The following is a 12,172-nucleotide window of genomic DNA, read 5'->3' as shown; positions in this document are numbered from 1 at the left end:
ACGGTGGCTAACTCGCGGCCCCTCAGGGGCCGCGCTCGAGCGCGCCAGCGCTCCAAAAACACAGCCTCAAACAATCTGGGACCACTCAAACCCCGTGGCTCTGCCATCCCCGCACCCCAAGCAGGCGAGCGCCCTCCGTGAGCGCCATTCGTGCCGACTGCCCCGGACATCATTGGCCGGGGTGGGACCGCCGTGGCAGTCGTGAATGACGCTCGCCTGCTTCCTACAGATACCCGTTGTTACGTGTGAGAAACACTTGCCCGGGCAAAAACCCACTCCCACTAGGAGTGATACAGCCTCGTTTCGGATGTGGTCCTGATCTCACAGCGAGGAAGCGGTCGCGGTGCGACGGACCACGTACCGTGGATTCCAGCGCGTGGCTTTCAACGATGCGGGCCCCGTTCAGCTCGGGTATACCCACAGCTACGGAAGGCCAACCGCATCGTGACCGCACACCGATCCGCTCAGATCGTGCGCCTGTCCGCCATCGTGGCATCCGGCGCCGCCAGCCTGTGTCTGACTGTCGCCGCGGGCGCCTACATCGTCAATCACATGCCCGCGCTCGCGCCGCCGCCGGCCACCGAACATGCCGCCCCGGTCGTGACGCCCAACCCCGGACATCATCGGCCCCTTCCAGCCGATGATTCCGCACCGACGTCCACCGTGGACCTGGTCATGTTCACTGGGGAGTCGACGCTGCGCGCGGAACGCTCCGCGGACGAGCTGACGCCCACTCCGCTGGCCGCGCAGCAATCCGGTGCGCGACTGGATAATTCGGCTCTCGCGGGCCGTCTCGGCATCGGCGGAACGTACCTCGGCGCCCAGGTCGCGCCCGCGCGCAGCGACACCTATGCCTTCACCGTCGACACCAACTTGGTGACCACGGCGGCGAGATACCTCGGCATGACACCGGATCCGGCTGCGGTCACCGCCGTGCGCACCGAATTCGATTCGCGCCAGGGCGAATTGGTTGTCATCCTGTCGGACCCGCGGGTGGGCAGCCACACCCTGCGCGTCGAGAAGCCCGCCCCCGTACCGGAAATGCCGGAGTCGCCGACCGAACAGCTGCCGACTACCGTCGACGTGTGACACTTCCCGGCACCTCGAGCGGTGCGTACGACTTCTGCGTGGTCGGCGGCGGCATCGTCGGCGTGGCCACCGCGCATCAGCTGCTGACCCGCTTTCCCGGCGCAAGCCTGGTGCTGCTCGAGAAGGAATCCGCCCTCGGCGCGCATCAGACCGGGCACAACAGTGGCGTCATCCACTCCGGAATCTATTATCCGCCGGACAGTTTGAAGGCGCGGCTGTGTCGGGCCGGTGCGCAGTGGACCAAGGAATTCGCTGCCGCGCAGGATATTCCGTTCCGGGAATGCGGAAAGTTGTTGGTAGCCACCGATTCCGCCGAACACGAGCGGATGCTCGCGCTGTACGAGCGATCGATCGCCAACGGGGTGGAAGTCGAGGCGATCGATGCCGCTGAGCTGAAGCGGCGTGAGCCTCGAATCACCGGTGTCGGAGCGCTTTTCGTGCCCGCCACCGGGATCATCGACTACACGAAGGTGACCGCCGCGCTGGCCAAGCAGGTCGAGGCGATGGGCGGACAGATCCGCCTCGACACGCAGATCGAGGCCATCACCGAAAACACTTCGGCCATCACAGTTTCGGGCCCGCAAGGCTCCATCACCGCAGGCACGCTGGTGGTCTGCGCGGGGCTGCAAGCCGACCGGATGGCGCGAATGGCCGGAATAGACACCGACTTTCGCATCGTGCCGTTTCGTGGCGAGTACTACCGGCTCCCCCGAGAACGCGCCGACCTGGTGAGCACGCTGATCTACCCCGTCCCCGACCCCGCGCTGCCGTTCCTCGGCGTGCACCTGAGCCCCACCATCGACGGCGACCTCACCGTCGGCCCGAACGCCGTGCTCGGCCTGTCGCGCGAGGGCTATCGCAAGGGCAGCGTGAACCGGCGCGACGCCCTGGACGTGCTCGGTTTCGCCGGCGTGCGCCGGGTGGCCCGCGACCATTTCGCCACCGGCGTCCGCGAACTGCGCAACTCGGTGTTCAAGCGCGGGTATCTCGCGGAATGTCGGAAATACTGCCCCGAACTCACTGCCGCCGACCTGCTACCGCACCGCGCGGGCATCCGAGCGCAGGCGGTTTTGCGGGACGGCACCCTGGTGCACGACTTCCTCATCGAACGCACCCCGCGCTCGATTCACGTGCTCAACGCGCCCTCACCAGCCGCGACGTCGGCGATGCCGATCGCGCGGCACCTGGTCGAACAGCTCGATTCCGCCGAGTGAACAGCGCCGTTCCGCCAAATAAAGAGGAGTTTTGTAGTACTTTTGGGCCCATCCGATCCAGGGAGGGCCGATGGGCCACATCAGGTATGCCAGCGACGTCGGCGCCCCGGTCGACGCCGCCTTCGCCTACACCGAGGATTTCCGGCACGGCCCGCAATGGATGTACGGCGTCACCGGCAGCGAGCCCATGGGAATCCCCCACCAAGGATTGGGCGCCACCTTCGCGGTGAAATTCCGACTGTTCGGCGTGATCCCGCTGCGTACTTCGGTGGAGATCACCGAATATCGGCGAAACGCGGTCATCGGGTATACCCTGCGTGGGCGGGTATACGGAACCGTTACCCTGCGATTCGATCCACTCGGCTACGAACGGTCGGTGCTGACCTCCGAAGCCGACTATCCACCACCACGCGGCATGTTCGCCCGCCTGTGCCACGGCCCCGTCGACGCGGCCGCGAAGTCGGCCCTGCGCGCAACGGAATCGCGGTTGCGAAGGGAGATAGAGGCATTCCACGGTACCGATCTTGTCGGACGCATCGCCTAGGGTGGCGGTCATGATCATCGTGAGCACCGACGGGTCCTGCCTGCGCAATCCCGGTGGTGCCATCGGCTGGGCCTGGGTCAATCACGCCGGTCCCGCGCACAGCGGCGGCGCGGCCAGCGGCACCAACCAGATCGCGGAACTGCGCGCGGTGCTCGAAGCCATCCTCGCCCACCCCGGCACCGAACCGATGCTCATCGAAAGCGATTCCCAGTACGCCATCAAGTGCGCCTCGGAATGGATCACCAGCTGGCGTCGCAACGGGTGGCGCACCTCCACCGGCGGCGCGGTGAAGAACGTCGAGATCATCAAGCAGATCGACACCGCGATCACCCGGCGCGAAGGTCCCGTGCGATTCCGCTGGGTACGCGGGCACGTGGGCAACTACTTCAACGAACAGGCCGACAAGCTGGCCGGTGAAGCGGCGCGCGGGGTTCGCGAGGGAACGCTCGCACCCGCGTCGGACCCGGTACCGAGCCGCGGTGATTCCGGCCCGACCATTCAGGCCGGGACCAACCGCCGTTCCCGCGGCGAAACATTGCCCGCCAACAGGGCAGAACCCAGGCCTACGGGCCGAGAACCCGCGGCGACGGCCGCCAGAGACACGGTCTCCACAGGGAAGTCGGTCGCGCCGACGGCAGGGACATTGACCCTGTTCTGAAACGCGGTGCGACCGGAGTGGGACCGCACAGCGAAACGCCGCGAGCAGCTAGTGCTCGCGGCGTTTCGGTAGGTCTGGGTCAGTTTCCCGGCGCAGGATCCGGCGGCGGGACAGGCTGACCGCCCAGTGCCGCACCACCTCCGGCACCCCCACCGAACTCGAGCAACGGCGAATCCAGCCTGCTGACCAGCCATTTTTCGCCCGAACGCACCAGGGTCATCTCGATCGGGAACAGCATCCGTTCCGGCTCGGGCCGGGCGATACTGCTGCGAATCTGGGTCATGGTGACCATGGCCCTGGCGTCGTCGGTACCGCCCGACAGGTACCCGCACTGCACGTTTTCGCCCGTGGACTTCAGCTGGGCCTGCACCATGGCAACCCCCAGTTGCTCGCTGGCATCGCTGAACTCTTTCAGGAAGTCGCCGGTGGCGCCCGCCTTCATCGCCGTGATGTAGCCGTCGAGATCGTTGGCGGAGTCGTAGTTGACCAGCACGGCCGCGTAATCGCAGGCCGCCTTCGTCGATTCCGCGATGGCGTCGAGCTTTTCGGCCTTGATGCTGTCCTGGACGAAGAACACGACGGCCGCGGCGATCGCGCCGACCGCGACCACCCCGGCCAGACCGGCGGCCAGCCGACCCTTCGAGCGCGGTGCGGCGGCCGGAGCCGCCGCACCCTGCACTATCGGGTCCTCGGACTTCCCCAGATCGGGCTTATCGGCGGCATCGAAGTTGCTCTGCGCATCATCGCTGGTCATCGAATCAACCCCGTTCTGTGGGTGTCAACTACTCCTGCTCGGCGGACGGATTCAGTTGCCCGGCGCGGGCGCGGCGCCCGGCGCGACACCGCCCATGGTGCCGCCCATGCCCAGACGATCCAGGATCGGCGACTTCATCATCGACACCAGCCACTTGCCGTCGACGTTGTTCACGGTGAGCTGCACCGGGAAGATCATCGGGCGAGCCTCGGCGGCGAGCTTGTTGCTCTGGTACTGGACCCACGTACCCGCCACCATCACCTGGTCGTCGTTGACCGAGATGGGGGCGCACTGCAGTTCCTCGATGGTGGACTTCGCGCCGATCTCGACCATCGCCGAGCGCAGGCCCTCGGTGCCGGTGCGGAAGCTGGACTGCAGCTCACCGGTGCTCTTGGCCTCGACACCCTCGAAGTACGGCTTCAGGTCACCGTTGCCGTCGAACACCGACACCGTGCGCACGAAATCGCACGCGGCCGCGGTCGCGTCCTTGGCGGCGTCGATCTTCTCGCCACGCTGCGCCCACAGCACGACGAATACCGCGAGCGCCGTGCCCAGCGCCACTGCGGCGACACCCGCGGCGGCGGCGACGAGCCACGCGCCACGGGACTTCGCCGGCGCCGACTCGGCGACAGCGGGAGCGGGAGCAGCGGGGACAGGAGCAACCGCGGACTTGTCGATCGTCACGGTCTTCTCGGTGTCCACCGCGGTCGGCATGGTCACGGTCTTGTCCGTGTCCACCGCGGTCGGCATGGTCACGGTCTTGTCGGTATCGACAGCGGTCGGCATGACCACGGTCTTGTTCGTGTCGACGGTCTTCTCGGCGTCCGAACCCTTCGCGGCCGGATCGGGCGAGGGCGTACTGTTCTCCGCTACCGCGTCCGCGTCAGCGGCCGTGGCCTTCGTCGAATCGTTCGCGGTGTCGTCCGTTGCCATGAAATCAAATCCTTGTTCTGTTTCGCGCGGCTGCGCATCGATGGGCGAGGCTGTGACAGGGTGTCACACTCACGTGCGCGCCCGGCAGTCTGCACTGGCTACCGGGCGCTCACGACGCCGTCTCAGCGCCTGGGAGTCGGTGACTCAGTTCACCGGCTTCAACGTACGCTCGTTCGGATCCACACCCGGAGGCAGGAACGAACCATTGTCGGGAATGTTGGGCCGCGGCGCGTTGGCCGCACCACGAATCTGCTGGCCGGGCGGCGGATCGGTGCAGTAGTTCCACTTCGGGAACGAGCCGTCCTGAACCTTCCAGAAGGGCTCGGACTTGGTGTTGTACTTGCACGCCGGGCGCGGCCAAAGGTCGATCATGGCATGGAACTCGCCATCGTAGGCCGGAATACCGAACGCGCCGATGCCTTGCCCCAGCGACGGGAGCAGCAGTCGCAGCGCAGGCGCACGCAGCGTGCCCGCCCTGGTGATCGCGGTCAGGTTGGACGCGATCGAGGTGATCGGATCCCGGTTCTCGTCCAGCACCGCGCCAAGGGCGTCGAACTGGGCGGGCGCTTTCTGCAGGACCTGCCGCAGTTCGCCGTCGGCCTTGTTGAGCTGGTCGAACAGCAAACCCGAGTTGCGGGTCAGCGTGCCGAGGTCCGGCTGAGCGTGCGAGGTGGTCTCCATGATCACCTGCAGGTTCTTGATCAGGTTCACCGTCTGCGGCAGCAGATTGTGCAGACCCGCGACCGCGAGGCTGGCACCTTCGACCAGGCTGCGCAGCTGATCCGGGCCCGCGCTCAACGCGGTGTCGAGTTCGCTGAGAATCACGTTGAACTGTTTCGGATCCACCTGCGAAACCAGCAGCGTCGTGTCGTCGAGGACTTCCCACACCGGTACCGGGGTGGTGACCTTGCCGTCCTTGAAATCGATGACGGCACCGTTGCGCAGGTAGGGCGCGACATCGGTGGTGGGCCGGAAGTCCACGAACTGCTCACCCGCGGCCGACAGCGCCTGCACCGTGACCAGCGTTTCGGCCGGAATCTGGTATCGACGGTCGATTTTGACCGCCGCGGCGATCGCGCCACCATCGTCGATGACGTTGATCGAGGTGACCTGACCGATGCGGTAACCGCGCATGGTCACATCGTTGCCCGCCTGCAGACCGCCGGAGCGGGGCAGCTTCACCGTCACTTCGTAGTTGCCCTGCAGCGGATTGAAGCGCATGACATCGATCAACAGGTAGGCGCCACCGAAGAGGAACACCAGCACCAGCGTGCAGTTCGCCAGCAGGAGCTTGTGTTTGAACAGCTTGCTCATCGATGGCCTCCCAGCCGGCCCTGGACGGTCAGCAGAACCTGGACAAAGGTGCCGACGAAGTCGTTCGCGTCCTGCATATTCGGTAGACGGGACGTGCCGGGAGCGGTGAGCAGCGGCACGTCGAGGTTGGTGACATTCGCGTACGGAATCAGGCCCTTGCCCTTCATGGTCTGCTCGACACCGGGCCGCAGAAGGGCCAGCTGGTCCAGCAGATATCCGAGCTTGTCACCGGTCGAAGCGAGCTGGCCGGACAGGCTGGTGACGCTGTCGAGCACGGTGCCCAGCTGTTCGGTGTTGGTGCGGGCGTAGTCGCCGAGCGCGTTGGTGGTCACCGCCAGCCTGGCCAGCATGTCGGTGAGCGCCTGGGTGTTCTCCGCGATCGCGCCGATGGCGTTGGGCAGAGTATCGGCGACCTGGCCGAGCTCGCCGCGCTTGGAGTTGATCGTGGCCGACAGGGTGCTGAATTCGGTGAGCACCGAGTCGATCTGGGCGCTGTTGGCGTTCAGATCACCGAGCACGCCGGTGAGTTCGGTGGTCAGGTGACCGAGTTCGTGGCCGTGGCCGCCGAGGATGTTGCCCAGTTCGGTACCGACCCGGCTCAAGCTGGCCAAACCGCCACCGTTGAACAACATCGTCACCGACAGCAGCAGCTGCTCCACCGTGGCACCCGCAGAGGTGAACTCGCGCGTGATGGTGTCGCCCTCGCCCAGCGTCGCGCCGCTGGGGTTGGTCGGCTTGACCACCGCGACGAACACATCGCCCAGTGGGGTCGCCTGCCGCAGCTCGGCCACACTGCCCTTGGGCAGCTGGATGTCCTTGCGCACCTGCATGTCGATCACGGCCTGGAAATTCTTGGTCGAGATCTTGGAGACCACCCCGATATCGGAGCCACCGATCTTGACCTTGGCCTGGTTGGGCAGGTTCAGCGCGTTCTCGAACTCCGCGTGCAGCGTGTAGGTTTCGCCGCCGACGCCGGGTTCCGGCAGCGGCAGGCTCTCCACGGTCAGCCCGCAGCCCGAGACCGCCAGCGTGACCGTGGTCAGCGCGGCCGCGGCCAGCATCGCCTTCGCGCGGTAGGTCTTTCGCGTTATCGAGATCATTTCGTCAGTCCAAGCATCGCGGCGGTCAACCCATAGTCCGGACCGAAGTCCTGCATGTTTCCGGTGCGGCAAGCCTCACCGCGCATCTGAATCCGTTCGCAGAAGGTGATCACCATCTCGCTGTCCAACGACTCACCGATCAATGCGTGCAGGCGCACGTAGCGACCGTTGCGGTCCACCGCGTTGCTCAGGTTCTGCATCGTCATCGGCAACACGTCCACGATCTCGGTGAGACCGCGCGAGTTGTCGCGCAGCTGCTGGGTCACCGACGTGAGCCCGGCCAGCGTCGCCGCCAGGTCGGAACTCTTGGCGCCCAGCGCGGTCGAGGTGTTGGTCAGGAACAGGTTGAGGTTGTCCAACGTGGCCTGCAGGCCCGGCGCCTGCTCGGTCAGCATCGAGCTCATCTGGGTGACCTGGTTGCTGAAATCCCGCACGGACTGGTCGTTCTCGGCCAGCATGGTGGTGAGATCGTTGAGCTGGATGATGATGTTGGCGATCGCGTCCTTGTTGTCGGTACCGACCTTCAACGCCGCGGACAACGCGCTGAGGGTGTCGCGGATCTTCTCGCCGTTGCCGTTGAGGATCGGGTACAACGCCCGACCCGACAGCGGACCGAGACCCTCCTTGCCCGGCTCAGGGCCCAGCGCCTTGGCGAAGCTGTCGATCGTCTCGATCATCTTCTCGAGCTCGATCGGCGTGTGCGTGCGCTGCTCGGGCAGGTGGGCGCCCGACTTCAGCTTCTCACCGCTGGTGAACGGCGGGGTCAACTCGATGTGGCGGTCGGTGACCACCGACGGCGAGATGATGGCCGCCTCGACATTGGACGGCACGTCCACGCCGGCGTCGACGGTCATGTGGACCTCGGCGAACAGACCCTTGGGCACGATCTTGTCGACGGTGCCGACCTTCACGCCCAGGATCATCACGTCGTTGCCCTCGTACATACCGGCGGCACTCTGGAAATCGGCGGTGATCTTGGTCTGGGAGCTGAGCACGTCACCGAACGGCAGCATCGAGCAGCTACCCAGTGCCAACACCAGACCACCCGCGGCGATCGATCGTGCTATGCGCGTACGGATTCTCGCGTTCATTGGCATCCTTCAACGAGGTCGACGGCACACAGCCAGTTGTCAGGGAACAACCACGGCAACGCCAGGTTGGCGTAGGGACCGTCGCCGGTCGCGTTGCCCAGGTAGCGCGCGGTCGGCGGGCCGACCGAGAGCAGGATGTCGAGGTTGTCCTTGTTCTTCTGCAGGCCTTCCGACATCGTCTTGAGATTGTCGATGGTGGTGGTGAGCTGGCCGTTGTCGTCCACGCCCAGCTCCGACAGCTGACGGGTGAGCGTGGCGACACTGTCGAGCAGCTGACGCAGCAGATCCTGACGCTGCATCACCCGGCTGGCGATCGCCTCGCCCTGGGTGATCACCAGCAGCACGCTGTTGCGGTTCTCGCCCAGAATGGTGGTGACCTGGCTCAGATCCTTGAGCAGCTGATCGACCTCGACCCGACGGCGTTCGATGACCTTGGCGACCGCGCCGACGCTGTCCAGCGCCTGGGCGACCAGTTCGGGCGAGCCCGACAGCTGCGAGTTCACCGCGTTCAACGACGCCGCGAGCTTGGCGGTGTCCAGTTCCTGGAACTCGGGGGTACCGCGCTGGATGACGTCGGCCAGGTCGTAGGGGACCGTGGTGTTGGCCACCGAGATCCGGTCGCCGTCGAGCTCTTCGCCGTCGCCGGGATCGAGTTCGATGTAGCGGGCGCCCAGCAGCGTGGCCATCTTGATGGTGGCGTGCGCGTTGCGCTTGAGCTCGATATCGCCGTCGATGTTGACCGAGACCAACACCTTGTCGCCGTCGAGCTCCGCGCTTTTCACGGTGCCCACACCGACACCGGAGACCGCGACACGGTCGCCGCTTCTGATGCCCGCGGCCTGCTGGAACTCCAGCTCGACCGACTGCTTACCGAGGCCCAGCGCGGTGAAGATGCTGGCCACCGCGACCAGCACCGCCGCGATGGCGGCACCGATCACGCCGAGCCAGAAGTTGCGGTTGCCGTCGAACCGCTTTCGGAATTTGTTGACCATTATCTGCACACCGCCGACTGTTTGTTTCCGCCGATCTGACTGAAAATGCCGCGAGGGAACAGCACCCCATAGAGCGTGAGGTCCAACCGGCAGAAGCCGGAGTTCGCGTACGCGCCCTCGGAGGTGACCCGGCCGAAGCCCGCTGCCACCGCGGGCAGGTCGATCGCGGCGCGGTCGAGCCGCTCACCGTTGATGATCAGCAGGTTCGTCGCCGAGACCACCTGGTCCTGGGTCGCGGTCAGCTTCGGCTGCAAGGCCGAGAGCATGTTGACCAGCGAGGTGGTGTTGTCCGACAGCCCCTGCACCGAGTTCTGCAACGACTGGCCCTGCGAGTACAGGCCGCCGATCAGTGCTCGGGTCTGGGTCACCAGGGTCTCCAGCTGGTCACCGCGTTGGGCCAGACCGGTCATCACCGCGGACAGGTTGACGATCACATCCGACAGGATCGCGTCGCGGCGCTGGAAGTCCGTGGCCAGCTGCGCGGCCTGGATGATGAACGCCGACAACGAGACTCCGTCGCCCTGCAGAGCCTGGATCAGGCTCTCGGACATGGCGTTGACCTGCGCGGGCTCGAGCGCCTGGAACATCGGCTGGAAACCGTTGAGCAGGGCCGAGACATCGAAGGAGGGCTCGGTGTTGGCCAGCGGGATCGTGGCCCCCGAGCGCAGCTGCTCGGTGTTGCCGTCCTTGCCAGGGGCCAGCGCCACATAGCGCTGGCCGATCAGGTTCTGGTAGCGCACCAGCGCCTTGGTGTTGCCGTACACGGCCTGGTCGGCCTGCACGATGAACGACACCTTGGCGTTGTTGCTGTCGTCGAGCTCGATCTTCTCGATCTTGCCCACGCGCACGCCGGCCATGCGGACGTCATCGCCGGAGCGAAGACCGAGCACGTCGGTGAAGATGGCGGTGTACTTGCGGGTGTCGCCTGCCACGGTGCGCGCGAGGGTGTTCCACACGACCACCGTGACCAGAATCGAAACCAGCGCGAAGATGCTGAACCCGATCAGCGGTTTCTTGATGCTCATCGATCGACCTTGCCTTCGGTCACTGTCAACGTCGAATCCTTGGTGATCGGACCGAACAGCAGGTACTCGGCCACGGTCGGAGTGCGTCCGACCATGGCCGCGATCGCCGCGTTACCGGTGTAGGAGATCGGCTTGACGGTCGTTGCGGCCGGGGTGGTCGCCGCCGGTGCGGCAGCGCCCGCCGGTGCGGTGAACGCGGCCGGTGCGGTCAGCCCCGGGATCGAGGGCAGGCCCGGAATGGCGGGCAGGCCGGGGATCAGCGGCTGCTCGGGTGCCGCGATGGGGGCGGCGAAACCGGGCAGGGTCAGGCCGGGGATGTTCAGACCCGGAATCGACACCAGCGGTGCCATTCCCGCCGCGGAGTCCAGCGCACGGGGGCGCAGCTTGTCCGGCAGCGGTTCCAGGATCGGCTCGACCGGCGCGGTCGCGCAGCTCGGGCCCGCCAGCTCGCCGTAGCGCGGGCAATCGCCCTGGGCGTACGGAATGTAGGTGATGCCGGGGAAGACGAGGCCGGCATTCCAGACCTGCTGCTTCTTCGGGCCCCAGGTGAAGGTTGTATTCAGGGCCGCGACGGCCACGCCCATTTCGTAGACCGACTTGCTCAGACCCGTGGGGTCGTGGGCCAGCGCACCGAACATCACCGCGCCGTCGGTGGTGATCTGCTTGCCCGCGTCACCGTTGAGCATGAACAGATCGTCGAGGCGGGCCGCGGTGGCCGAGGTGCCCGCGATCACGTCGATCAGGCCCTGCCGGTTGGCCGCGATGGTGGTCGAGGTCTGCACCGACTTGCCCAGCACATCGAGCAGTTCCGGCGCGGACTCGTTGAGCGCGTGGATCGCGCCGGAGAAGTTGTTCAGGATCCCGTTCAGATTCGGTCCGGCGTCGGCGACGGTGGTGACCCACTCGTCCAGGCGCTGGATCGTGGAGCCGGGAACCCGGCCGCTGCCGTCCAGAGCCTGGGACAGGGTGCCCAGCACGCGGCCGAACTGCACCGGGTCGATCTCGTTGAGGATCTCGCGGACCGAGGTCAGCGTGTCCTGCAGCGCGATCGTGCCCTTGCTCTTGTCCTCCTGGATGACCGAGCCGGCCTTCAGGTGATTGCTGTCGGAGCCGTTGTAGACCAGCTCCACCGAGGTCACCGCGAACAGGTTGCTGGGCACCACGCGTGCGGTGACCGAAGCCGGAATGTCGTCGGCGAACTCGGGTTTGAGGTTGATCCGCACGTTCTGGATCGCGCCCTGCTGCTGCACGTCGACACCGTCGACCGTGCCGACCAGCACGCCGCGGAACTTCACGTCGGCCTCGGACGGCAGGCCGTCACCGGTGGTGCCGAGACTGGCCACCACCTTGGTCTTCGGTACGAAATAGCCTTCGTAGCGGGCCATCAGGAACACCAGGATCACGGTGATCACGGCCAGGCCGGCAACGCCCGCTATGTACAGCTGTTTCATTGTGGGC

The 12,172-nt window shown here is 66.0% G+C and carries 12 protein-coding genes; 4 read left to right on the top strand and 8 right to left on the bottom strand.

Annotated elements, in window-relative coordinates; genetic code table 11:
* Positions 1 to 444: 444 nt before the first annotated feature.
* The 4 genes from ACFWVD_RS21470 to ACFWVD_RS21455 all read left to right on the top strand — a co-directional run bounded on the left by ACFWVD_RS21470 (position 445) and on the right by ACFWVD_RS21455 (position 3,505).
* Positions 445 to 1,089: a hypothetical protein gene (locus ACFWVD_RS21470; protein ID WP_379245385.1), complete on the top strand. Its 645-nt coding sequence runs from the start codon at positions 445 to 447 to the stop codon at positions 1,087 to 1,089.
* Positions 1,086 to 2,303 carry an L-2-hydroxyglutarate oxidase gene (gene lhgO / locus ACFWVD_RS21465; protein WP_379245383.1) on the top strand — a complete coding sequence of 406 codons (1,218 nt, stop codon included), beginning with the start codon at positions 1,086 to 1,088 and terminating at the stop codon, positions 2,301 to 2,303. The genes ACFWVD_RS21470 and lhgO overlap by 4 nt, the downstream gene beginning before the upstream one ends.
* 70 nt (positions 2,304 to 2,373) lie before the next feature.
* The gene (locus ACFWVD_RS21460) at positions 2,374 to 2,847 is read left to right on the top strand and encodes an SRPBCC family protein (RefSeq protein WP_379245381.1); all 474 of its coding nucleotides are present in this window, start codon (positions 2,374 to 2,376) and stop codon (positions 2,845 to 2,847) included.
* A gap of 10 nt (positions 2,848 to 2,857) precedes the next feature.
* Positions 2,858 to 3,505, top strand: a complete 648-nt coding sequence (locus ACFWVD_RS21455; protein ID WP_379245379.1) for a ribonuclease H — start codon at positions 2,858 to 2,860, stop codon at positions 3,503 to 3,505.
* Positions 3,506 to 3,584: 79 nt separating this feature from the next.
* Here ACFWVD_RS21455 and ACFWVD_RS21450 read toward each other — a convergent pair whose 3' ends face one another.
* The 8 genes from ACFWVD_RS21450 to ACFWVD_RS21415 form a co-directional block, all read right to left on the bottom strand.
* On the bottom strand, positions 3,585 to 4,259 hold the full coding sequence (locus ACFWVD_RS21450; RefSeq protein WP_379245377.1) for a hypothetical protein: 675 nt from the start codon (positions 4,257 to 4,259) through the stop codon (positions 3,585 to 3,587).
* Between the two features lie 51 nt (positions 4,260 to 4,310).
* A complete protein-coding gene (locus ACFWVD_RS21445; protein WP_379245375.1) occupies positions 4,311 to 5,192 on the bottom strand; it encodes a hypothetical protein in 882 nt (293 codons plus the stop codon).
* 144 nt (positions 5,193 to 5,336) lie between these two features.
* Entirely contained in the window at positions 5,337 to 6,506 is a 1,170-nt protein-coding gene (locus tag ACFWVD_RS21440) for an MlaD family protein (RefSeq protein WP_379245373.1), read from the bottom strand.
* Positions 6,503 to 7,606 carry an MCE family protein gene (locus tag ACFWVD_RS21435; protein ID WP_379245371.1) on the bottom strand — a complete coding sequence of 368 codons (1,104 nt, stop codon included), beginning with the start codon at positions 7,604 to 7,606 and terminating at the stop codon, positions 6,503 to 6,505. The genes ACFWVD_RS21440 and ACFWVD_RS21435 overlap by 4 nt, the downstream gene beginning before the upstream one ends.
* Positions 7,603 to 8,697: an MCE family protein gene (locus ACFWVD_RS21430; RefSeq protein ID WP_379245369.1), complete on the bottom strand. Its 1,095-nt coding sequence runs from the start codon at positions 8,695 to 8,697 to the stop codon at positions 7,603 to 7,605. Before ACFWVD_RS21430 ends, ACFWVD_RS21435 begins: the two co-directional genes overlap by 4 nt.
* Positions 8,694 to 9,689, bottom strand: a complete 996-nt coding sequence (locus tag ACFWVD_RS21425; RefSeq protein ID WP_379245367.1) for an MCE family protein — start codon at positions 9,687 to 9,689, stop codon at positions 8,694 to 8,696. Before ACFWVD_RS21425 ends, ACFWVD_RS21430 begins: the two co-directional genes overlap by 4 nt.
* Positions 9,689 to 10,714, bottom strand: coding sequence for an MCE family protein (locus tag ACFWVD_RS21420; protein WP_379245365.1), 1,026 nt, complete (start codon positions 10,712 to 10,714; stop codon positions 9,689 to 9,691). Before ACFWVD_RS21420 ends, ACFWVD_RS21425 begins: the two co-directional genes overlap by 1 nt.
* Entirely contained in the window at positions 10,711 to 12,165 is a 1,455-nt protein-coding gene (locus ACFWVD_RS21415; RefSeq protein ID WP_379245363.1) for an MCE family protein, read from the bottom strand. The genes ACFWVD_RS21420 and ACFWVD_RS21415 overlap by 4 nt, the downstream gene beginning before the upstream one ends.
* Positions 12,166 to 12,172: the final 7 nt, after the last annotated feature.

The sequence above is a fragment of the Nocardia sp. NPDC058666 genome (assembly GCF_042714895.1).
GTDB lineage: Bacteria > Actinomycetota > Actinomycetes > Mycobacteriales > Mycobacteriaceae > Nocardia.
The sequence above is the reverse complement of the archived record's forward strand: the minus strand, read 5'-3'. Positions and strand labels throughout refer to the sequence as shown.